The 22,197-nt window shown below is 72.2% G+C and carries 19 protein-coding genes and 2 riboswitches; of the genes, 7 read left to right on the forward strand and 12 right to left on the reverse strand.

The genetic code is table 11. The features are described 5' to 3' along the window. Position 1: 1 nt before the first annotated feature. Positions 2 to 1,027, reverse strand: a complete 1,026-nt coding sequence (locus DQE82_RS15625; protein ID WP_113973061.1) for an acetylxylan esterase — start codon at positions 1,025 to 1,027, stop codon at positions 2 to 4. 67 nt (positions 1,028 to 1,094) lie between these two features. Between DQE82_RS15625 and DQE82_RS15630 the strand changes: the two genes are divergently transcribed. From DQE82_RS15630 to DQE82_RS15655, 6 genes are read left to right on the forward strand one after another with little or no spacing between them, the layout of a single operon-like run. Next, positions 1,095 to 2,024 carry a sugar ABC transporter permease gene (locus DQE82_RS15630; RefSeq protein WP_064445469.1) on the forward strand — a complete coding sequence of 310 codons (930 nt, stop codon included), beginning with the start codon at positions 1,095 to 1,097 and terminating at the stop codon, positions 2,022 to 2,024. Then, a complete protein-coding gene (locus DQE82_RS15635; protein WP_233514679.1) occupies positions 2,021 to 2,959 on the forward strand; it encodes a carbohydrate ABC transporter permease in 939 nt (312 codons plus the stop codon). The genes DQE82_RS15630 and DQE82_RS15635 overlap by 4 nt, the downstream gene beginning before the upstream one ends. 42 nt (positions 2,960 to 3,001) lie before the next feature. Next, positions 3,002 to 4,645, forward strand: coding sequence for an extracellular solute-binding protein (locus DQE82_RS15640; RefSeq protein ID WP_069088313.1), 1,644 nt, complete (start codon positions 3,002 to 3,004; stop codon positions 4,643 to 4,645). Next, a complete protein-coding gene (locus tag DQE82_RS15645) occupies positions 4,642 to 6,168 on the forward strand; it encodes a xylan 1,4-beta-xylosidase (RefSeq protein ID WP_113973062.1) in 1,527 nt (508 codons plus the stop codon). The genes DQE82_RS15640 and DQE82_RS15645 overlap by 4 nt, the downstream gene beginning before the upstream one ends. Further along, positions 6,165 to 6,854, forward strand: coding sequence for a DUF624 domain-containing protein (locus tag DQE82_RS15650; RefSeq protein ID WP_113973063.1), 690 nt, complete (start codon positions 6,165 to 6,167; stop codon positions 6,852 to 6,854). The genes DQE82_RS15645 and DQE82_RS15650 overlap by 4 nt, the downstream gene beginning before the upstream one ends. Continuing rightward, a complete protein-coding gene (locus DQE82_RS15655; protein ID WP_069088310.1) occupies positions 6,851 to 8,950 on the forward strand; it encodes an alpha-glucuronidase in 2,100 nt (699 codons plus the stop codon). Before DQE82_RS15650 ends, DQE82_RS15655 begins: the two co-directional genes overlap by 4 nt. 11 nt (positions 8,951 to 8,961) lie before the next feature. Here the strand turns inward: DQE82_RS15655 and manD are convergent, their stop codons facing one another. The 3 genes from manD to DQE82_RS31135 all read right to left on the reverse strand — a co-directional run bounded on the left by manD (position 8,962) and on the right by DQE82_RS31135 (position 11,024). Continuing rightward, positions 8,962 to 10,170: a D-mannonate dehydratase ManD gene (gene manD / locus DQE82_RS15660; RefSeq protein WP_064445464.1), complete on the reverse strand. Its 1,209-nt coding sequence runs from the start codon at positions 10,168 to 10,170 to the stop codon at positions 8,962 to 8,964. Between the two features lie 84 nt (positions 10,171 to 10,254). Beyond that, entirely contained in the window at positions 10,255 to 10,425 is a 171-nt protein-coding gene (locus DQE82_RS30820; protein WP_013287071.1) for a hypothetical protein, read from the reverse strand. A 413-nt stretch (positions 10,426 to 10,838) separates the two neighbouring features. Further along, complete coding sequence (locus DQE82_RS31135) at positions 10,839 to 11,024, reverse strand: hypothetical protein (RefSeq protein WP_231915412.1); 186 nt, start codon at positions 11,022 to 11,024, stop codon at positions 10,839 to 10,841. Between DQE82_RS31135 and DQE82_RS15665 the strand changes: the two genes are divergently transcribed. Next, positions 11,023 to 12,384 carry an RICIN domain-containing protein gene (locus DQE82_RS15665; protein ID WP_231915411.1) on the forward strand — a complete coding sequence of 454 codons (1,362 nt, stop codon included), beginning with the start codon at positions 11,023 to 11,025 and terminating at the stop codon, positions 12,382 to 12,384. The two genes, DQE82_RS31135 and DQE82_RS15665, sit on opposite strands and share 2 nt — an antisense overlap. Positions 12,385 to 12,404: 20 nt before the next feature. Here DQE82_RS15665 and DQE82_RS15670 read toward each other — a convergent pair whose 3' ends face one another. The 8 genes from DQE82_RS15670 to DQE82_RS15705 all read right to left on the reverse strand — a co-directional run bounded on the left by DQE82_RS15670 (position 12,405) and on the right by DQE82_RS15705 (position 21,992). After that, positions 12,405 to 13,259 (reverse strand): ECF transporter S component, encoded by an 855-nt coding sequence (locus DQE82_RS15670; RefSeq protein ID WP_113973064.1) that lies wholly within the window; start codon positions 13,257 to 13,259, stop codon positions 12,405 to 12,407. Further along, positions 13,256 to 14,887, reverse strand: coding sequence for an ABC transporter ATP-binding protein (locus tag DQE82_RS15675; RefSeq protein WP_113973065.1), 1,632 nt, complete (start codon positions 14,885 to 14,887; stop codon positions 13,256 to 13,258). Before DQE82_RS15675 ends, DQE82_RS15670 begins: the two co-directional genes overlap by 4 nt. Next, entirely contained in the window at positions 14,884 to 16,128 is a 1,245-nt protein-coding gene (locus tag DQE82_RS15680; protein WP_113973119.1) for a CbiQ family ECF transporter T component, read from the reverse strand. The genes DQE82_RS15675 and DQE82_RS15680 overlap by 4 nt, the downstream gene beginning before the upstream one ends. Beyond that, a complete protein-coding gene (locus DQE82_RS15685) occupies positions 16,121 to 17,023 on the reverse strand; it encodes a hypothetical protein (RefSeq protein ID WP_064445461.1) in 903 nt (300 codons plus the stop codon). Before DQE82_RS15685 ends, DQE82_RS15680 begins: the two co-directional genes overlap by 8 nt. Next, positions 17,020 to 18,474 carry a prenyltransferase/squalene oxidase repeat-containing protein gene (locus DQE82_RS15690; protein ID WP_113973066.1) on the reverse strand — a complete coding sequence of 485 codons (1,455 nt, stop codon included), beginning with the start codon at positions 18,472 to 18,474 and terminating at the stop codon, positions 17,020 to 17,022. The genes DQE82_RS15685 and DQE82_RS15690 overlap by 4 nt, the downstream gene beginning before the upstream one ends. A gap of 135 nt (positions 18,475 to 18,609) precedes the next feature. After that, positions 18,610 to 18,747, reverse strand: a riboswitch (cobalamin riboswitch). 85 nt (positions 18,748 to 18,832) lie between these two features. After that, positions 18,833 to 19,285: a hypothetical protein gene (locus DQE82_RS15695; protein WP_181373699.1), complete on the reverse strand. Its 453-nt coding sequence runs from the start codon at positions 19,283 to 19,285 to the stop codon at positions 18,833 to 18,835. A 68-nt stretch (positions 19,286 to 19,353) separates the two neighbouring features. Then, on the reverse strand, positions 19,354 to 20,397 hold the full coding sequence (locus tag DQE82_RS15700) for a peptidase (protein WP_113973067.1): 1,044 nt from the start codon (positions 20,395 to 20,397) through the stop codon (positions 19,354 to 19,356). A 97-nt stretch (positions 20,398 to 20,494) separates the two neighbouring features. Next, a riboswitch (cobalamin riboswitch) is annotated at positions 20,495 to 20,631 on the reverse strand. Between the two features lie 200 nt (positions 20,632 to 20,831). Next, the gene (locus DQE82_RS15705; RefSeq protein WP_113973068.1) at positions 20,832 to 21,992 is read right to left on the reverse strand and encodes an alkaline phosphatase PhoX; all 1,161 of its coding nucleotides are present in this window, start codon (positions 21,990 to 21,992) and stop codon (positions 20,832 to 20,834) included. Positions 21,993 to 22,197 lie beyond the last annotated feature (205 nt).

A 22,197-nucleotide genomic window follows, 5' to 3' on the forward strand; every position in this document is an offset into this window, starting at 1 on the left:
GTCAGCCGGCTGCCGTCCCGGCGGAACGCATCACCGCGTCCAGCCAGCGCAGCTGCCGCCGGACGTGGACGGCCTCCCCGCCCTCGTGGCCGTTGAACGGGTACGTGTGCATCTCCCGTAGCGGAGTGGCCGATGCGGCAGCGGCGTACTGGTTGTAGGCGGCGAAGCCGGTGCTCGGTGGGCAGACCTCGTCGCGCAGACCGATCCCGAAGTGCGCCGGTGCGGTGGCGCGCCGGGCGAAGCTGACGCCGTCGACGTAGGACAGCGTGCGCCGGACCGGCTCCTCGGCCTCGCGGTGCACCGCGAGGTAGCGGGCGATCTCGCCGTAGGGGGACGCCTCGGTCACTTCGATGGCGCGCTGGATGTCGCACAGGAACGGGGCGGTGACCAGGAGCGCGGCGAGGCCGTCGGCGAGGCCCGCCGCCGCGAGCGCGAGTCCACCACCTTGGCTGTTGCCCACCGCGGCGACGCGGGCCGGGTCCACCCCGGGCAGTACGCGGACGGCGTCGATCGCGCGGACTGCGTCGGTGATCAGGCGGCGGTAGTGGTAGTCGTCCGGGGACAGGATTCCCCTCGTGGCGGGGCTGGGCCCGCCGGGAGCGTCGTGCGGGTCCGGGGTGTCACCGCGGCTGTACAGGCCGGCCTGTCCCCGGTTGTCCACCAGCAGGTGGGCGTAGCCCGCCACCGGCCAGGTGAGCCGCTCCCCCGGCAGGCCCCGGCCGCGCCCGTAGCCGGGGTACTCCACCACTGCCGGCAGCGGTGTGGCTACGCCTGCGGGACGGGTGTACCAGGCCCGCACCGGTTCGCCGGCGAACCCGGCGAACGTCACGTCCCACACGTCGAGCAGCCGCAGGTCGGTGGGTTCGGGGCGGACGTCGACGAGCACCGGGCTGGCCGCGGCGGCGGTGAGGGTGGCCCGCCAGAACCGGTCGAAGTCGGCGGGCTCGACGACAGCCGGCGTGTAGCGGCGGAGTTGGCCGAGGGAGATATCAATCGACGCTCTTGACACGAAGATAACGATACCCATAAATTTCCGAAAGGCTTACGACGTATTACCGGAAACGTTCCGGCCGACGGTCAGGGGGAGGACGAGCTTGGCAGCCCCGACCCCGCGCAGTCGCCGTACGCCCTGGCGGCGGGCCCTGCGCCGGGACTGGCAGCTCTACTCGCTCGCAGTCCTGCCGCTGCTGTTCTTCCTGACGTTCCGCTACCTGCCGATGCTCGGCAACGTGATCGCGTTCCGGCGCTTCCAGCCGGGCGGCAGCCTCTTCGGCGAGTACTGGACCGGGCTGCGGTACTTCCGGTTGTTCTTCACCGACCCGACCTTCTGGAGCGTGTTCACAAACACGCTGGTGCTGGGCGCGCTGACGCTGGTGTTCTGCTTCCCGCTGCCGATCGTGCTCGCACTGCTGCTCAACGAGGTGCGCAACCGCGCGCTCAAGCGGTTCGTCCAGTCGGTGTCCTACCTGCCGCACTTCCTGTCGATAGTGATCGTGGCCGCCATGGTCCTCCAGTTGCTGTCGGTGGACGGCACGGTGAACCAGATGGTGCGTGCCGTGGGCGGCGAGCCGGTGGCGTTCATGCAGCAGGCCGGATGGTTCCGGACGATCTACGTCTCCTCCGAGGTCTGGCAGACCGTCGGCTGGGGCACCATCCTCTACCTCGCCGCGCTCACCACCGTCGACGGCGACCTGTACGAGGCGGCCCGCATCGACGGCGCCAACAGGTGGCGGCAGACCTGGCACGTGACGCTGCCGGGGATCCGGCCGACGATGGTGACGCTGCTGATCCTCAACATCGGCACCTTCATGGCCGTCGGCTTCGAGAAGATCCTGCTGCTGTACAACCCGCTCACCTACCCGACGGCGGACGTGATCTCGACCTACCTGTACCGGGTGGGCATCGTCTCCGGGAACCTCAGCTACGCCGCCGCCATCGGCCTGTTCGAGTCCGTGATCGGGCTGACGCTGGTGCTGTCGGCGAACGCGATCTCCCGGCGCACGGTGGGGACGAGCCTGTGGTGAGCACGCAGGCCCGCGCCCAGGCCCGCACACGGAAACCGGTGGCCCGGCCGCGTGGCCCCCGGCCCACCCGCGGCTACCGGGTCTTCCAGGTGGTGAACGCCCTCGTGCTGACCGGCGTCGTGGTGGTGACCCTGTATCCGTTCCTCACCATCGTGGCCCGCTCGCTCAGCGACAACGCGTACATCGTCGCGGGCGAGGTGAACCTCGTGCCGCGGGGGTTCAACCTGACCGCGTACCGGGTGGTGACGTCGGACCCGACGTTCTGGGTCAGCTACCGCAACACCGTCTTCTACACGGTGGTCGCCACGCTCGTCTCCGTCGTGCTGACCACCTGCTATGCGTACGTGCTGTCGAAGAAGCACCTGCGGGGCCGGACCGCGCTGGTCGGGATCGCCGTGTTCACCATGTTCTTCACCGGCGGCCTGATCCCCAACTACGTCCTGGTCACCAGCCTCGGGCTGAAGAACACGGTGTGGGCGATCGCCCTGCCCAACGCGATAAACGTGTTCAACCTGCTGGTGATGAAGGCGTTCTTCGAGAGCCTGCCGGTCGAGCTGGAGGAGGCGGCCGCCGTCGACGGGCTGAACACGTACGGCACGCTGCTGCGGATCGTCCTGCCGCTGTCGAAGGCGATGGTCGCCACGATGGTGCTGTTCTACGCCGTCTCGTTCTGGAACTCGTGGTTCGCCGCGTTCCTCTACATGGACCGGCAGGACCTGCTCCCGGTGACCGTCTATCTGCGCAACCTCATCGCGGGCGCGACCGACGCCACGCAGACCGGCGGCGGCCTCGGCAGCGCCGGCGACGTCGTCCAGTCCGCCGCCACCATCCAGTCCGTGACGATCGTGCTGACGATCCTGCCGATCCTCGCGGTCTATCCCTTCATCCAGCGCTATTTCGTCTCCGGAATCATGCTCGGCGCCGTGAAGGGATAGCCGCCGCCCGCACCACCACCCCACCACCGGAAGGAAGAACCCATGGCCCAGCTGTCCCGGCGCCAGGTACTGCTCGCCAGCGGCGCGGCCGCCGTCGTCGCCCTGGCAGGTTGCGGCGACGACACCCCGGACAAGAAGGACCTCGACCGCAACCGTACGGGCGCGATGGACAAGTACGGCATCGGCGACCAGTTCAAGGCCACCGAGCCGGTCACGTTCTCGATCCTCTACAACAACCACCCGAACTACCCGCTCAAGCCGGAGTGGCTGTTCTGGACCGAGCTGGCCGGGCGGACGAACGTCAAGCTGGACCCGGTCGCCGTGCCGCTGAGCGACTACGAGCAGAAACGCAGCGTGCTGGTCGGCTCCGGTGACGCCCCGATGATCATCCCGAAGACCTACCACCCGCAGGAGAACTCGTACGTCTCCTCCGGCGCCATCCTGCCGGTCAGCGACTACCTCGACCTGATGCCGCACTTCAAGGACAAGATCGAGAAGTGGAAGCTCCAGCCGGAGATGGACACGCTCCGGCAGGAGGACGGCAAGTTCTACCTGCTGCCCGGCCTGCACGAGAAGCCCTGGCAGGACTACACGCTCGCGGTCCGCACCGACGTGCTGGAGCAGCTGAAGATCCCGTCCCCGACCACCTGGGACGAGGTGTACGCCATGCTCAAGGCGATGAAGGCGGCCCACCCGGACGTCATCCCGTTCTCCGACCGGTTCGGCAAGCCCAACCCGGCCGGCAACCTGCTGAACATGCTGGCCCTCGCGCACGGCCTGCCCGGCGCCGGCTGGAACTACCAGCCGACGAGCTGGGACTCCGGGGCCGGGAAGTACGTCTTCACCGGCGCCTCGGACGGCTACCGGCAGGTGGTGGAGTATCTCCACAAGCTGGTCGCCGAGGGGCTGCTCGACCCGGAGACGTTCACCCAGACCGACGACCAGGCCCGGCAGAAGCTCGCCAGCGGCAAGTCCTTCGTGATCAGCACGAACGCGCAGACCCTGGTGAACGACTACCGCCCGGACATCGCGAAGATCAACCCGAACGCCCGGCTCGGCAAGATCCTCTTCCCGGTCGGGCCGGCCGGAGCGGTCAACCCGGCGACCCGGCTGGAGAACGGCGTGATGATCTCCAGCAAGGCGCGCGACGGCAAGAACTTCGTGGCCATGATGCAGTTCGTCGACTGGCTTTGGTACTCCGACGCCGGCCAGGAGTTCGCCAAGTGGGGCGTCGAGGGAACCACGTACACCAAGGACGGCTCGGGCAAGCGCACCCTCGCCCCGGACGTCAACGTCATCGGCCTCAACCCCAAGGGCACCAAGCACCTGCAGAAGGACTTCGGCTTCTACAACGGCGTCTTCGCCTACGGGGGCAAGCTCGACCTGGTGCAGTCGTTCTTCTCGCCCGAGGAACTGGAGTTCCAGAAGGAGATGAACGCCCGCAAGGCCGCGCCCTGGGTGACTCCGCCACCGGCGCCGCTCAGCGACTCCGAGCGGGAGCAGACGACGCTGTGGGCGACCGCGCTGAAGGACCACGTCACCCAGAACACGCTGAAGTTCGCCCTCGGCCAGCGGCCGCTGAGCGAGTGGGACGCCTACGTCTCGGAGCTGAAGGGCAAGAACGCGCAGGCCTACATCGACCTGGTCAACAAGGCGTACGACCGGTACCGCAAGAACCACGGATGACGCGGCTCCTCGTCCCCGACCGGCCTGCCGGCCGGCTGACCGACGCCTGGCGTACCTGCGTGGGCACCGGCCGGTTCGACCTGGCTCTGCGACGTGACTATCAGGACTCGCTGGCGCTGGTGCAGCAGGACATCGGCTTCCGGCACATCCGCGGCCACGGGCTGCTCAGCGACGGCGTCGGCGTGCACCGCCCGTACGAATACCGGGGCGAGCGCCGGGTGCGGCACGCCTTCACCTACGTGGACCAGGTCGTCGACGCCTACCTCGCGCTGGGCATCCGGCCCTTCGTGGAGCTGGGGTTCATGCCCTCGGCGCTCGCCTCCGGCGACCAGACCGTGTTCTGGTGGCGGGGAAACGTGACGCCTCCGGAGTCGTACACCGAATGGGGTGACCTGGTGCGCGCCACGGTGACCCACCTGGTCGACCGGTACGGCCTCGACGAGGTGCGCGGCTGGCCGATCGAGGTGTGGAACGAGCCCAACCTGCCGGCGTTCTGGGCGCGCGCCGACCAGGACGCCTACCACCGCCTGTACGAGGTCTCGGCGCACGCCGTCAAGGACGTCGACGCGGCGCTCCAGGTCGGCGGCCCGGCCCTGTCCCCCGGGGCCGACGAGTGGCTGAAGCCGTTCGCCGAGTTCGTCACCGACCGCGACGTGCCCGTCGACTTCGTCAGCCGGCACGCCTACACCTCCGGCCCGGCGCGGCACCTGCCGTTCGGCACCCGGCAGACCCTGGCTCCGGCCACGGAGCTGCTGGAACAGTTCGCCGCGCCCCGCCGTCACCTGGCCGGCACCGCGCTGGCCGACCACCCGGTGCACATCACCGAGTTCAACTCCTCCTACCGGCCGGACAACCCGATCCACGACACGGCCTTCCACGCCGCCTACCTCGCTCCGGTGCTGGCCGGCGGCGGGGATCTGGTCGACTCCTTCTCCTACTGGACCTTCAGCGACGTGTTCGAGGAGGAGGGGGTGCCGACCGCGCCGCTGCACGGCGGCTTCGGCCTGCTCACCCACCGGCAGATCAAGAAACCCACCTACCATCTGTACGCGTTCATGGCCCGGCTCGGCGACGAGGTGCTCGCGCGCGGGCCGGACCATCTCGTCACCCGGCACCCCGACGGCCGGGTCGCGGTCCTGGCCTGGGCCCCGGTGGACGTCACCGGCCGCGAGCCGGTACCCGAGCGGCACACCCTGTCGCTGTCGGTTCCGATCGGCCCGCCGGGCACCGCGTCGGCGTTCCTGCTCCGCTCGGCAGTGAGTGAGGACGCCGGCAACACCTTCGCGGCCTGGCGGGAGATGGGCAGCCCGCACTCACCCCGGCCACGGCAGCTCGACGCGTTGCGGGAGGCCGCCGAGCCGGCCCGTACCCATCGGGCAGTGCCGGTCGCGGGCGGGCGGGCGGACCTCGACCTCGACCTCGCCCGGCACGAGGTGACTCTCGCCGAGCTGACCCCGGTGGTGGACGAGACGCCGCCGTGGTGGGACGACAGGTTGCTCGACCCGCACGAGGACCGACGGTGACCGGCGCGACCGGCGGGCTGCGGGAGTTCGGCGACGGGCCGTTGTCGCGGGCCGCCGCGACGGTCCACACCCTGCTCGTGGTCGAACTGCTGCTCCTGGTGAGCACGCTGCCCGGTCTGGCCGTGCTCGTGCTGCTCGACCGCGACAGCAGCAACCTTCCGCTGGTCGCCGCCGCCGCGCTGCCGGTCGGTCCGGCCGTCTCGGCCGCGTTGTACACGCTGCGGCACCAGCGCCCCGACCTGACCGATCTCCGTCCCGCCGCCGCGTTCCGCCGGGCCTACCGGGCCAACCTGGCGGGCGTGCTGCGCGTCTGGGCGCCGACGCTGCTGTGGCTCGCAGTCATCGCGGTCAACCTGGCGAACCTGCCCGCCGCCGCCGTCCCCGGCTGGTGGGCCGTGCCGCTCGTCGTGGTCGGGGCGGGGGTGATCCTGGTCGGGGTCAACGCGCTGGTGATCGTCTCGCTGTTCACCTTCCGCACCCGCGACGTGCTCCGGCTCGCCGTCTACTACGTGGCGCGCAAGCCCGGCGTCACAATCGGCAACGTCGCGCTGCTGGTCGCCGCCGCCGGCGTCACCGCGGTGTTCTCCGAGGCGGTGCTCGCCCTGCTCGCAGCGCTCCTGGTGCTGGCGCTGCTGCGGATCGGTGCTCCCATGATCGACGACATCCGGGCGGAGTTCACCGCGTGAGCGTCCCGGTCACCGGCCGCTTGTCGGCCGACAGCGGCGAGTCGGCCTGGCACGCCGCCTGGCTACCGACTGCGGCGTTCCGTGAGCTCGGTTCCCGGCCGGTGCTGGTGCACGGCGACGGGCTCCTGGTCGACACCGTCCTCGACGAGGTGAGCCGGGCCTGCGCCCGCTACGGCGGACGGCTCTGGCACGGGCCACCGTGGCCTGTCGACGCCGACCTGGTGCTGGCCCTGCGCGGCGCCGGCCCGGTGCCGAACGCGGCGGCGGAGACGGTCCGGCTCGGCGCGACACCGGCGGTGAACGGCACCGGCGACGGCGCGCTCGGCGACGAGGGGTACCTGCTGACGCGGGCCAGCGGCGTGACAGTGGTCCTCGCCGACGCGCCGGCCGGCCTGCTGTACGGGATGTTCCACGTGGTCCGGCTCGGCGCGGCGGCCTTCCACGACGACCTTCCGGCGCGGCGGCACCGGCCGGCACTGGACCGGCGGATGCTCGACCACTGGGACAACGTGGCCCTGCACCCGGTGTCGGGCCAGGTCGAGCGGGGCTACGCCGGCGGCTCTCTGTTCTGGCGCGACGGCGCCGCCCGGCACGAGCCCGCCCGGCTCCGCGACTACGCCCGCCTGCTCGCCGCCTGCGGCGTCAACGCGATCTGCGTGAACAACGTCAACGTGCACGACACCGAGGCGCTGCTGCTGACCGACCGGCTCGGCGACGTCGCGGAGATCGCCGAGGTGTTCCGCCCGTACGGCATCCGGGTGCATCTGGCGGTGACCTTCGCCGCCCCGGTGGTCCTCGGCGGCCTGCCCACCGCCGATCCGCTGGACGAGCGCGTACGGGACTGGTGGGCCGCCGCCACCCGGCGGGTGTATCAGCGGATTCCCGACTTCGGCGGCTATCTGGTGAAAGCCGACTCCGAGGGCCGGCCCGGCCCGTTCGCGTACGGGCGCGACCACGCCGACGGCGCGAACCTGCTCGCCGAGGCGCTCGCACCGCACGGCGGCGTGGTGCGCTGGCGGGCGTTCGTCTACGACCACCACCAGGACTGGCGGGACCGGTCGACCGACCGGGCCCGGGCCGCCCACGACCACTTCGCGCCGCTGGACGGACGATTCGCCGACAACGTGATCGTCCAGGTGAAGTTCGGCCCGATCGACTTCCAGCCACGCGAACCGGTGTCCCCGGTGCTCGCCGCGATGCCTGCTACCCGGCTGGCGGTGGAGGTGCAGGCGACGCAGGAGTACACCGGCCAGCAGCGGCACGTCTGCTACCTCGGACCCTGGTGGAGCGAGGTGCTGCGGTTCCGGCCCCACGGCGCGGCCGGCGACACGATCGCCGACGTGGCGGGCGCCGGTGGCGGCCTGGTCGCCGTGTCCAACGTGGGCGACGACCCGTTCTGGACCGGGCACCCGCTGGCTCAGGCGAACCTGTACGCCTTCGGCCGGCTCGCCTGGGATCCGCTGCTGGATCCCGGCGCGATCCTCGACGAGTGGATCGACCTGACGTGGCTGCCGGTGACCTCCGGCGACCCGGAAGCGCTGCGGCGCACGATGCACGCGATCATGGACGATTCCTGGCGCACCTACGAGCGCTACACCGCCCCGCTCGGCGTCGGGTTCATGGTGCGGCCCGGCCACCACTACGGCCCGGACGTGGACGGCTACGAGTACACCCAGTGGGGCACCTACCACTTCGCCGACCGCGACGGCGTCGGGGTGGACCGGACCCGGGCGACCGGAACCGGCTTCACCGGCCAGTACCCGCCGCCGTGGTCGGAGGTGTACGAGTCCCGCGACCGCTGCCCCGACGAGCTGTTGCTGTTCTTCCATCACGTCCCGTACCGGCACGTGCTGCACAGCGGCCGTACCGTGATCCAGCACATCTACGACACCCACTTCGCCGGGGTCGAGGAGGTGGCGGCGATGCGGGAGCGGTGGCGGCTCCTCGCCGGGGCCCTCGCCCCGGCCGTCCACGACCGGGTGGCCGAGCGCCTCGACGAGCAGCTCCGCAGCGCCGTCGAGTGGCGCGACCAGATCAACACCTACTTCTTCCGCAAGTCCGGGGTGCCGGACGCGCACGGTCGCCGCATCCACTGAACCGGCGCGCTTCACCAGGGGTGCACGGTGCCGTCCGTCAGCCGGTTCACCGGCAGGTAGGCCGGCGCGTACGGGTAGCGGGCCGCGGCCTGCTCGTCGATGTCCACGCCGAGCCCCGGAGTCTCGGCCGGATGCAGGTAGCCGCCGTCGTAGTGGTAGCCGTGCGGGAACACCTCGTCCGTCGCCTCGGTGTGCCGCATGTACTCCTGCAGACCGAAGTTGGGGATGGCGATGTCCAGGTGCAGCGCGGCGGCCATGCAGACCGGGGAGAGATCGGTGGCGCCGTGCGAGCCGCTGCGGACGTGGTGCAGCGCGGCAAGGTCGAAGATGCGTCGCAGGTGGGTGATCCCGCCGGCGTGGACCACAGTCGTACGGACGTAGTCGATGAGCTGTTCCCGGATGAGCTGGGCGGCGTCCCAGATGCTGCTGAAGACCTCGCCGACGGCGATCGGCGTGGTGGTGTGCGAGCGGATGAGCCGGAAGCCCTCCTGCAGGTCCGCCGGGACCGGATCCTCCATCCAGGTCAGCGCGTACGGCTCCAGGCTCTTGCCGAGCCGCGCCGCCTCGATCGGGGTGAGCCGGTGGTGCACGTCGTGCAGCAGCCGGAGGGTGGGCCCGAACTCCTCGCGGACCCGGGCGAACACGCCCGGCACGTGGGCCAGGTACGCCTCGGTGGACCAGGTCGTCTCGGTCGGCAGCGCGGCGTCGGCGGGCTCGTAGAACATCTTGTCGGCGCTGACGCCGTACGTCCGGGGCAGGCCGGGCACGCCGCACTGCACCCGCACCGCGCGGTAGCCGAGGTCGACGAAACGGGCGACCTCGGTCAGCACCTCGTCGACCGTCTCGCCGTTGGCGTGCCCGTACACGGTCACGCCCTCGCGGGACCGGCCGCCGAGCAACTGGTAGACCGGCAGCCCGGCGACCTTGCCCTTGATGTCCCACAGCGCGGTGTCCACGGCGGCGACGGCGCTCATCGTGACCGGTCCGCGCCGCCAGTACGACCCCTGGTAGAGGTACTGCCAGGTGTCCTCGATCCGGGCCGGGTCACGCCCGATCAGCAGCGGCACGACGTGGTCGCGCAGGTAGGACGCGACGGCCAGTTCCCGGCCGTTGAGGGTGGCATCACCGACGCCGGTGACGCCGGCGTCGGTCACGACCTTCAGGGTCACGAAGTTCCGGCCGGGGCAGGTCACTATCACCCGGGCGTCGACGATTCTCATCCGGTCTCCCCTGCGGTCCGCGCGCCGGTCACCGCAAGATTATCCACCATCGTCGATCTATCGGGCACCCCGGCGCCGGGCCGGTCAGGCCGGTTCGGGCACACCCCCGGGCTCCCCGTCGTCGGGCATCGGCTCGACCGGCGCCTCGGGCAGTTCACCGGGCGTGTCCGGGAGGAGTTCGCCGGGATCGTCCGGCACGTCCTCACGCGGGTCGATCGGCGGGTACACCTCGGGATCGAGGTCGGGGTTGGTCATCGACCCAGTATCCGACGCCTCCGCCGCGCCCGCCCGCCGAGCGCGCCGGCCCGATCAGCAACAGGAGGCCGGCGGCGATCCACTGGAGAACCATGCGCCTCATTGGATCACGAGGTCGACGCAGGGCCACGCCCCACCCCGGCACCCCGATCGCCACAGGGGACGACACATGTCGATGCCTTGACACCCCGGATGTTATCGCGAACACTTGTTCGCAACGCACATTTAACAGCCAGAAGGCATACCCCTGCCTCGGTGTCACGCAACCCGCCGCTGAAGCCCGGAGGTACGCCGCTCCACCGGCGTTAGCGCTAACAGCGCCCATCTCCAGAGGGACCTCACGACGGCCGGGACCACTACGGGCAGCAGCGGATTCGGCGGTCGGCCCGATGTCCGGAGCCAGAGAGGCTGGATCAGATGATCGACCACTTCCCGACGCGGACCACCTTGTCGCGGCGCCGCCCAGCGGGCCCGTCGCGGAGCACCAGGTCACTACGCCGGCTGCTGATCGTGTTGGTGGCCGCGACGACGGCGATGGTCGGCGGCGTCGCCGTCATGTCGTCGCCGGCCGCTGCCGCCACGAACCAGTTCCGAGGCATGAACTGGGCCGTGCTGGGTGACAACTTCAGCACCGGTCCCCTCGTCGTGCAGGGCCTCAGCTCCTCCGACAGCAACGCGACGGTGCGAGCCAAGGCCAACGCCCTCTACGACGACATGGCTTCCACCATGGGCGTCAACACCGTCCGGCTGCCCATCAACACCCACACGGTGGGGACGGCGTGGTGGGAGGCCTACCGGGGCACCATCGACGCCGCCACCGCCCGCGGGTTCAAGGTCATCCTCGCCTACTGGGAGGACGGCGCCGCCTCCGGCGGCCGGATCACGAACCTCGCCGCCTGGAACGCGATGTGGTCCACGGTGACGAACACGTACGGCTCGAACTCCAACGTCTACTTCGAGCCGATGAACGAGCCCCACGGCTACAGCTCGACGGAGTGGCGCAACGTCGCTGCCAACTGGCTCAGCTACCACTATTCGGCGGTGCCCAGCCGGGTGCTCATCGGGGGCACCGGGTTCAGTCAGGACCTGCGCGACATCTGCAACGACAACCGATTCGCCTCGACGCTGCTGTCGTTCCACCACTACGCATTCTTCTACGGCGAGATGACCTACGACGCCTTCCGGAGCCACATCCAGACCCGCCTCGGCAACTGCGCGTCGCGGGCGGTCGCCACCGAGTTCGGCGCACCCATGAACGACGGCCGCAACTACGCCGACGCGAACAGCACCGACAACTTCGTGCGCCACATCCGCGCCATGGCCCAGGTCATGCGCGACAACCGGATGGGCGGCACCTACTGGCCCGCGCTCGGCGGCAAGCCCGGCACCATCGGCTACGACTGGTACTCGATGTACTCGCTCAGCGGTAGCGGCACCGACCTCAACCTGACCGTCCGCAACACCTCCGGCGCCGACCAGATCCGGTACGCCTGGGGCGACACCATCGGCGGCGGCCCCACGACGCCCCCGCCGTCGACTGACACGTTCTACCGGATCACCGTGCGACACAGCGGCAAGGCCATGGACGTCCAGCAACCGAACACCGACAACGGCGCGCGCGTCGGCCAGTACACGTACAACGGCAACACGTGGCAACAGTGGCAGTTCCAGGACGCCGGCAACGGCTACTGGCGACTCGTCAGCCGCAACAGCGGAAAGTGCCTCGACGTCGTGAGCGCGTCCACCGCCGACGGCGCCGAACTGATCCAGTACACCTGCGGCACCGGCACCAACCAGCAGTTCCAGATGGTCACAGGCGGCAGCTACTTCCAACTCCGGGCACGGCACAGCGGCAAGTGCGTGGACGTACCGGCCGCATCGACCGCTGACGGTGTGGTCCTCAAGCAGTACGCGTGCAACACCGGCGCCAACCAGCAGTGGTCGCGTACGACCGTCTGACCGACCCTCCGGCCGGCGCCCTACGTCGCCTGCGAGGAGGACTGCGGGATGCCTGTCACCTTCGCCGCGGGCCTGTCGGACGCCGCGGCGAAGGTGACCGGCGCGCCGAACGCGGCCCGCCGGACGGCGCGGCGCAGCGCGGCGAGGACGGCGGGACCGGCGAGGACTATCGCCACGGCGGTGGTGATCGCGCGGCCGGTGTCCCAGCCGAAGGTGGACGTGACGGCGGTGAACAGGGCGAGACGGTGCAGGTTCTCCAGTACGGGGGCACCGGCGACGTAGGACAGCTGGGTGTCCGCGCCGACGCTGAACGGCCAGAACCACAGGTTCATCAGCAGGCCGTAGCCGTAGGCGGCGAGCATCCCGTACCCGGCCAGGACGGCGACCTCGGCGCGGCCGCGCAGCCGGGCCGGAAGCAGGCCGGCGCCGAGGCCGATCCACGAGGCGCAGAGCATCTGGAACGGCAGCCACGGCCCGACGCCTGCGGTGAGCAGGGCGGAGGCGAACAGCGACGTGGCACCGAGCAGGAACCCGAACCCGGGTCCGAAGACCCGGCCGGCCAGGACGAGCAGGAAGAACACGGTCTCGATGCCCGCGGTCCCCGCACCCAGGGGGCGCAGGGCGGCGTTGACGGCGGCGAGTACGCCGAGCATCGCCAGGGCTTTGCTGTCGATGCCGCCGGAGGTGAGTTCGGCGAGGACGAGCGCCACGAGTACCGGCAGCAGGACGATGAAGACCAGCGGCGCCTCGCCGGTGCGGGCGGTGCTCTCCGGGTGTGCGGGGACGAAGAACGGCCAGGTGAAGGTGGCCAGCGCGGCGGCCGAGGCGAGGGTCAGCACCACAGCGGTACGCGGGGCGACCCGCAGCACGCTCATGCCGGTGCCCTGGTCTCGTCGAGCGCGGCGGCGACCTGTTCCACTGTCAGCCAGGGGGCAGGGGCGAGGACCTTGGCCACCTGCGGCGCGAACGCCGGCGAGGCGAGCATGACCTCTGCGGTGGTGCCGTCGGAGACGATCTCCCCTTCGGCCATCACGATCACCCGGTCGGCGAGGGTCGCGACGAGTTCGACGTCGTGGGTGGCGACCACCACGGCTCGGCCGCTGCCGGCCAGCATCCGGGCGACGGCGGTGAACTGCCGCTTGGCATGGTAGTCCAGGCCGCGGGTCGGCTCGTCGAGCAGGACCACCGGCGGAGCGGCGGTGAGCTGCACGGCGAGTGCGAGGGCGAGCCGCTGTCCCTCGGACAGGTCCCGGGGGTGCCGGTCACCGGGCAGTCCGGGGACGAGCTGGTCCACCAGCGCCCGGCAGGTGCCTGCCGGCACGCCGGTCTCCCGGTCGGCCTGGGCGCACTCCGCGTCGACTGTCTCCAGGTAGAGCAGGTCACCGGAGTCCTGCGGGACGAGGCCGACGTGCCGGCGGGCCTGACCGGCCGGCAGGGCCTTCGGGTCGACGGTGCCCTTCGGCCCGGTCACGGCGACGGTGCCGCCGTGGCGTGGGCCGCTGCCCTGCACCGCCCAGAGCAGGCTGGACTTGCCGGATCCGTTGCGGCCCATCAACGCGACGACCCGGCCGGCGCGCAGATCAAGGTCGACGCCGGCCACCGCGACGGTGCCCGGATACCGTACGACGATCTTCCGCGCGGTCAGCGTGGGACCGGTGTCCGCGCCCGCCGGGACCGGCGGCGGCGCCACGCCGGCGAGCCGGTGCCGGAGGTCGGACGCCCGTCGGCGGGCGTCACGGACCGACAACGGCAGCGGTGTCCAGCCGGCGAGGCGACCCAGCTCGATCAGGGGTGGCGCGATGTCGATGTGGGCCAGCCCGGTCGCCAGCGTCCCGTCGTGGACATGGCCGTCGCCGGGCAGGTACAGCAGCCGGTCGGCGTACTGCAGGACGCGCTCCAGCCGGTGCTCGGCCAGCACCACTGTCACTCCGAGGTCGTGCACCAGCCGGGTGACGGTGGCGAGCACGTCCTCCGCGGCGGTGGGGTCCAGCGCGGAGGTGGGTTCGTCGAGCACCAGCACCCGGGGGTGCGCCGTGAGCACCGCGCCGATGGCGACCCGCTGTTGCTGACCGCCGGACAGCGTCCGCAGGGGCCGGTCGCGCAGGTCGGCGATGCCGAGCAGGTCCAGCGTCTCCTCCACCCGCTTGCGCATCACCGCGGGTGGCAGGGCGAGCTGCTCCATCCCGTACGCCAGTTCCTCCTCGACGGTGTCGGTGACGAAGCCGGCCAACGGGTCCTGGCCGACCACGCCGACGACGTCGGCGAGATCGCGCGGCGGATGCGTGCGGGTGTCCCTGCCGTCGACGGTGACGGCGCCGTGCAGGGTGCCGCCGGTGAAGTGTGGGACGAGACCGTTGATCGCCCGCAGCAGCGTCGACTTTCCGGCACCGGTACGGCCCGCGACCAGGCAGAGTTCACCTTCCTCGACGCGAAACGTCACATCCCGCAACGGTGGCGGGCCGCCCTCGGCATAGTGGACGGTGACCCGGTCGAAAGTGATCATGGGCGGTCTCCCGGTGTCGATGCCCTCGCGGCGCGCACTCCGTCTGCCGGCACGTCCGTGACGGGGATGGGCCGGTCCACCGACGGCGGGCGTCCGGCACATACTGTCGGCGGTGGTGGCGGCGCCAGCCAGGCGGGTGCCGCCGCGACGCCGACGGCGAGAAGCATCAGCGGGGTCAGCTGGGGCCAGGTGAGCGGGCTGACCGGCGGGTAGAGCAGTTCCGGGTCCACCGAGCCGGCGAGCATGGTCAGTGCCGCGGCGGCCACCCCGCAGCCGGCCACGAGCAGCTCGGCCGGGCGCCAGCGGTCCGGTCGGTACCGGCTGCGGCGGACCCGGCGGCCGGCCAGCAGCATGCCGGTCACGGCGGCGGTCAGTCCGGCCAGGAGCATCGGCAGCCCCAGGTAGCCGGGTGCGGCGGTGTCGAGCAGCCCGTAGGTGCCGGCGCAGACGCCGACCAGCCCGCCGAGGACGAGCGCCCCGGTGACGGTTCGCTGCCCGGCGGGCACCGCCGCGGTGCGGCCGTAACCACGGGAGTCCATCGCGGCCGCGAGGGCCAGGGACCGGTCCAACGCGTCGGCCAGCACCGGCAGGGCGATCCCGCGCAGCGCCCTCATCCCGCGGGCGGACGCGCCGCGCAGCCGCCGGGCCCGGCGGACCCGTAGCACGCTCTCCACCAGCTGCGGGGCGACCGACAACGCGACCACGACGGCGGTGCCGATCGCGTACAGCGCTCCGGGTACGGCCTTGAGCAGCCGCTTCGGGTTGGCCAGGGCGTTCGCCGCACCGAGGCAGATCAGCATCGTCGCCAGCCGCAGCCCGTCGTAGAAGCCACCGAGGATCTGCTCGGCGGCGACCGGTCCGAACAGGCGGATGCCCGCCGCCCACGCGGGCAGCGGGATCTCCGGCAGCCGGACCAGGATGTGGTCGCCCTGGCCGCCGCCGAACACGATCCGGAACACCACCCGCATCGTGACGATCACCGCGCCGAGCCAGACGTACATGCGGAACGCCAACGCCCACGGCGCGTCGCCCCGGCGGCGCACCACCACCAGACCGGCGACGGCGACGAGCAGGGCCAGCGGCAGCGGATTCGTGGTGTGGCTGGCCGCGGTGGCCAGGCCGAGCGCCCACAGCCACCATGCGCCCGGGTGCAGCCCCCGGGGCAGCCACCACACCGGCCATCGGCCCGGCAGACGACGGGCGTCGGCCGGCCGCGACCCGGTGACCGTGACGTCAGTCATCCGGGTCGGCGGCACGGCGTCGTCGGGCCGCGACCAGCGCGCCGGTGGCGAGCAGGGCGAGCAGAAGCACCCCGGCGATCGTGCCCAGTGGCAGGCCGTCGTCGTCACGGGACGCGGCGACATCCGTCACCACCGGCTCGTCGGAGGAGCCCTGCGGTGCCGTGCCGGTGGCGGCGCCCGGCGTCGCCGTCAGGGTCGGCGTACCGGCCGTCGGTGACGTGCCGGCGGAGGTCGGCGGGCCGACGGAGACCGGCGGGCCGGAGGTGCCGCCCGGCCGGGTGGGCTCGCCGGGCCGGCCACCGGCGACCGGCGGCGGTGCGACGGTTCCTCCCGCCGGTGGTGGCGCCGCCGGCTCACCGCCCGTGGGCGGCGGCGGTGGTGGCGGTGGCGGTGGAGGGGCGGGGCGTTTCGGCACGACGCCGGGACGGGGCGCGTCGTCGGCGTTGCGGTTGAGGGAGAACGACCAGCCCTCGAAGCTACCGGCCGCCGGCTTGCGGTTGAGCACGCCCTTGTCGCTGTACGTCCAGCTGCCGCCGTTCGGGGCGTGCCAGTACGACCAGTAGGCGCTCGCAGGCGGGGTGTCGACGCACTTCTCCGTCGCGGCCGACGGCTTGCCGTCGATCCGGCAGATGAACCCCTCGCCCCAGCGCAGGGTTCCGGTGATCGGGAAGCCCGCGTTCTTGAGCGCCGCGAGGCCGGTGGCCTGGGTGCCCGGCGCGCACCGCACCACCGTCCCGCCGCCGAGTTCGTTGAAGTCCACCACGACTGTGACCCCGGAGGCGTCCGGGCAGTAGCCGGCCGACCCGGCGGCCACCGCAGGACTGCCCGGTCCGATCGTGGTGCAGGCGGTGACCAGGGCGACGGCCAGCGCGCCACGGGCGGCGCGGAGGCTCATCCCGCCCGCCGTCGGCCGAGCACGAGCAGTGTCACTCCGCCACCGATCAGCAGCAGCGCGATCAGCAGGTAGCTACCGATCGCCACGCCGGTCGTCGGCAGCCCGCCCGGCCCGGACGCGGCCGGGGTCGTGATCGGCGGCGCGGCGGTGGCCGGCGCCGCGGTCGTGGGCGCGGGTGTCGCCGGAGGGCTGGTCACGCTCGGCGTCGGGCCGGCGGTGCCGGTCGGTGGAGGCGACGTGGTGAGCGTGGGAGACGCGGAGGGCGTGGACGGCGCGGTGGGCGAGGCCGTGCCGGTCGGGGTGGGAGTCGACGTGGGCGGCGGGTCGAGGCCGATCCGGCCCAGCGGGACCTGGGCCAGCCCGAGCAGGGCCTGCGCGGTGGCCCGGCGCCACTGGTCCCGGTCGGTGTCGGTGATCCCGGCCGCCGCGGCAGCCGTGAATCCGTCGGTGTTGTAGGCGATCGCGCCGGCGTCGGCGGAGGCCGCGCCACCGTTGCCCGCGGTGAGCTGCAGCGCGGCCAGGGCCGTCGCCGCCCGGGCGGCCTCGTCGTCGCGGCCGGCGGCGGCGAGGGCCTGCCCGGCCAGGCCGGTGCTGTTGGAGTTCGCGCCGGTGGTCGGTCCCGAGCCGCCGAAGGAACCGTCGGCGTGCTGCTGGGTGACCAGCCAGTCGGCGCCCTTGCGGGCGGCGTCGCCGGCGCCCGTGGCGCCGTCCTCGGCCGCGGCCAGCAATGCCTGCACGGCCATCGCGGTCGAGTCGACGTCGAGGGTGGCGCCGGGCTGGTCGTCGCAGGACGGCGACGGCCCGTCGGCGGCGTCCGGGTAGAGCCGGAAGCCGCCCGCCGCGCACTGCTGCCGGATCAGGAAGTCCACCGGATCCTGTGGCAGGTCGCCGCTGCGGGCCAGGCCGAGCACGGCGAAGGACTGGTCGAAGGTGTTGCTGGCGTCCGGGCCGCTGTCGGCGGTGGTACGGCTGGTGATCCGTCCCCGCTGGTGCCCGGCGTCGGCCGTGGCGATCAGCGACAGGGTTTCCGCCCGCAGGTCGTAGCCGCCGAAGTCGGTGGGGTCCGCGTCGGCGGCGGCTGCGGCATAGAGCAGCTTGGCGGTGGCCCCGCCGTCGGTGAAGCCCTCGATGCCCCAGTCGTCGTAGCTGTTGTAGGACCGTACATGCTTTGCGACCTGCGCGGTTGCCGCCTGCCGGGTCTGCGCGTCGACGCCGGTGGCGGACAGCGCGACCAGACCGTCGATTGTCAGCCCCCAGTCCTCGGGGGTGAACGGTCCGGGCAGCGAACCGTTCTTGAACTCACCGGCCAGCCAGGACGCGGCGTCGCGGGCGGCGGTGACGTGGGCCGGGGCGGGTGCCGCGGCCACGGTGAGCGGGGCGCTGGTGATCGTGGCGAGAGTTGTCGCCGTGGCGATTCCGAGACCGATGGTGAGACGCCGGGACAGTGGCATCAGGGTGCCTTTCGCGGAGCGGTCGGTGAAAGCTCCGGGAAGCGCCCCGAGAAACGGACACCCCGCTCCGCGTGCTGCGGTGGGCGGGGTGGTCGGACCTCGGCGGCCCGGACTTCACCCTGTAGACCTCGACAGTGGAAGCCGCTCGTCCCGGGCGGGGCATTCCGGCTCGCGAAAGGGACTCTCGCTCACGGTTGCGGGTCAGCGCCGGCTTCGAACCGGCTTCCCCCCACACGGGACGTATGCAGTTGTGCCCGGCGCACCGGGTGCCGACACCGTACCGCCCGGGCGCGCGACGACGCCAGAGCAGCTGCCGGTACCCGGCGCGCCGCTGGTCACACCGTTCGCAGCCGGCGGGTCAGGGAGCGGCGATGCTCGGCGGGGCGCCGGCGCCGAAGGACCAGCCCTCGACGCTGCCCGGCGCGGGGTTGTAGCCGGTCGCCCCCGACGTGCTGTAGGACCAGGAGCCGCCGCTGGACGCATGCCAGTACGACCAGTACGCGGTGGCCGGCGGGGTGTTGACGCACGGCTCGGTCGCGGCGGTGGGCTTGCCGTTGATCCGGCAGACGAAGGCCAGGCCCCAGCGGGCGGTGCCGGTGACGGTGAAGCCGGCGGCCTGAAGCGCGGCCAGGCCGGTGGCCGGATCGCCCGGCGCACAGGCGACCTGGACGCCGCCGCCGAGCGCGGCGAAGTCGACGACCACAGTGACTCCCGAGGTGCCGGCGCAGGCGGCGGCGTGCGCCGACCGGGGCGCGGGTTCGACTGCGGTCAGCGCGACGCCGGCCACGACGGCGGCCAGCAGGCCGGCCATCCAGGTGCGGGCGGTGGGACGGTGACGGAACACGGGTCCTCCTGTGATCGGGTGAGCGGCGAGGCGGTTCACGGGCAGGCGAGCGCCGGTGCGCCGGGGTCGGCGCCGGCGGCGGACAGACGGGCGTACCCGATCCCGGTGAGACCGAGGACGGCCTGGGCGGTGGCCCGGGGCGCGGTGGCCGGGTCGAAGCCGCCACCGTCGAAGTCGACGGCGCCCCGGTCGGCGGGCGCCCCGGCGCAGCCGACCTGGAGTCCGGCGAGGAACGCCCGGGACCGCGCCCAGGCCGGCAGCCGGTGACCGTCGCGCAGGGCCTGCGCGGCGAGGCCGGTGCTGTTGGCGTTCGGTGTGCCGGCCGCGTTGGCGAAGCCGCCGTCGGCACGCTGAACGGACACCAGCCAGCGCAGCCCGGCGGCGGCGTCGGCCGGACGGTCCGCGGCGCGCAGCGCCTGCGTCACGAGCGCGGTGGCGTCCACGTCGGACGTGCAGACCGGTTGGGCGGGCAGCAGCGGGTAGCCGCCGTCCGGGCATCGGATGCCGGCCAGCCAGGCGGCCGCCGCCGGAGGCGCCCCGGCCGCCGTACGGTCCAGCGCCAGCAGCGCGAAGGACTGGCTGAACGCGTTGCTGTAGTCGCCGTACGCGGACCGGTCGCTGAACCGGCCGGCCGGCGTCTGCAGCGAACGCAGCCGGGCGATCAGGTCCACCCCGCCGACGTCGGCCGGGTCGCCACCGCGCACCTGCACGGCGAGGGCGAGCTTGGCGGTCGCGCCCGCGTACGCCTCGGAGACGCCGTCGCCGAGGTAGCCGTCGCGGATGTCCGGCCGGGTGACCCAGGCCAGCGCGCCGGCGCCGTGGTCGTCGGCGACGCCGCCGGCGGCGAAGGCGAACACGGCGTCGAGGGTCAGCCCCTGGTCGGGGTAGGCGACACCGTCGAAGACCGCCTCGAAGCGTTCGCCGTCGACGAGTTGCCGGGCGAGCCAGCCGGCGGCGGCCTCCGGGCGGGTGAGGGCGGCGCGATCGGGGGCGGCGACGGCCGGTGTGGTGAGGGTGAGGGCGGCGAGTACGCCGCAGAGGAGCGCGAGCAGGCGGTGCCGGCTTCGGCGGACGACCATCGGAAGCGCCTTTCCGGCCCGGCGGTCGTCGAAAGCCCGGACGACCGCAGTACGCGGGGGCGTCCGGGACTCCGACCCGTGGGCCACGACGGGTGGGGAGCGGTTGCACGAGTACGACGGGTATTCGGGCTCGCCGCCGCAGAGTTCTCTGGGCGGCCTACCGTTGCGGGCCAGCGCCGGATTTCGACCGGTCTTCCCCCGCACGTACACGCGGTGGTTGAGTTGTCGCGACAGTCTGCTGTGGCCGGTGCGCCGATGTCAATGCGCCAGGAACCGGCCACGTGCCGTGACGGCCGGCGGAGTCGGCGGTTTCACACCCGACGTCGAGAAGCCGTCGTCCCGGCGCGTCCGCGTGGAGCACGCCGGCGAGGGACGCCCGGTGAGGACCGGGCGTCCCTCACCGTGTGGTCACTGCCGGCGGGACCGGGAGCCGGTCAACGGCGGAACGGACCGGTGACGCAGTAGGTGATGCCGCCGGACGACGAGCCGGTCGTGCCGCGTTGCGAGGAGAAGTACAGCCGGTCCCCCGCCGGGGTGAACGCCGGCCCGGTGATCTCCGAACCGCTCTGTCCGGTGATCCGCAGGAAGACCGAGATCTTGTCGTCCGGCGTGATCATGCAGATCTCCATGTTGCCGCCGTCCTCGGCGACGTAGAGGTCACCTGCAGTGGACCCGGTGATGTTGTCGACGCCGGTCAGCGGAGGGGCGCCCGGACTGACCAGGTTGTCGTCGTAGGCGAGCTCGTACGTGCCGGCGGCCAGGTTGACCTGCCACACGCGGTTGTCGCCCTTCGTGGTGAACCAGACGGTGTCGTCCGCGTAGTGACAGCCCTCGCCACCGTTGAACGTCTTCGCGCCGGACACCTGCTGCCGGGTCGGGGTGGGCGAGCCGTCCGGGTCGGGCACCGTGGCCCAGGTGAACGTGCCGGAGGTGGCCGTACCGGCGCGGAGGACCTGGAGGGTTCCGGCGGACAGGTCGCCCCAGGTAGCCGGCACGAAGCGGTAGAACTTGCCGTCGGTCTCGTCCTCGGTCAGGTAGACGACCCGGCGGACCGGGTCGGCCGCGGCCGCCTCGTGCTTGAACCGGCCCATCGCGGGACGCGCCACCGCGGTCCCGCCGAGGGGGTACGTCTCGAAGACCCGGCCCAGGGACACCTCCTCGCAGGAGAGCCAGGTGTTCCAGGGCGTCTTGCCACCGGCGCAGTTGTTGTTGGTGCCGGAGAGGATCCGCGACGCCCCGACCACGGCCCCGCTGGAGTTGAAGACGAGTCGCGAGGCGCCGCCACCCGCACCGGCCGACACCTCGGAGTTCGACACGTAGATCCAGCCGGTGCCGTTCGGGAACACGGCGCCGCCGTCCGGGGCGTCGTGCCAGGTGTACGACGTCCCCGGCACCGTCCGCCGGGACCGCGCGACGATCGAGCTGGTGAACCCGGCCGGCAACTGGATGCCGTTGGCGTCGGCTGCCTGAAGCCCACCGTAGGGCCCCGCCGCGTTCTGTGCCGGGGCTCCGTACGCCGCCGACCACGCCGTGAACGGCAGGGCGACAGCGCCCGCACCGACAACAGTGGCCCGCAACATCGTTCGACGATCCATGGAACCTCCTCCGTAGGTTCCATGGATCCGACCGTGCGGAGCTTACGCACGCCGATCTGTTGGATGAACGTCGATGGACGGCTCGATGTGCGATGTCCCGCCCACGCCGACCCGGTCGAGGGGTCGTACGGGTAGGAGAGGCAGCGGCACCAACCAGCAGTGGGCGCGCACGGCCGTCTGACCGGCCCTCCGGCCGCGACCTCCC

Origin of the sequence: Micromonospora sp. LHW51205 (assembly GCF_003315815.1) — a bacterium.
GTDB classification, from domain to species: Bacteria; Actinomycetota; Actinomycetes; order Mycobacteriales; family Micromonosporaceae; genus Micromonospora; species Micromonospora chalcea.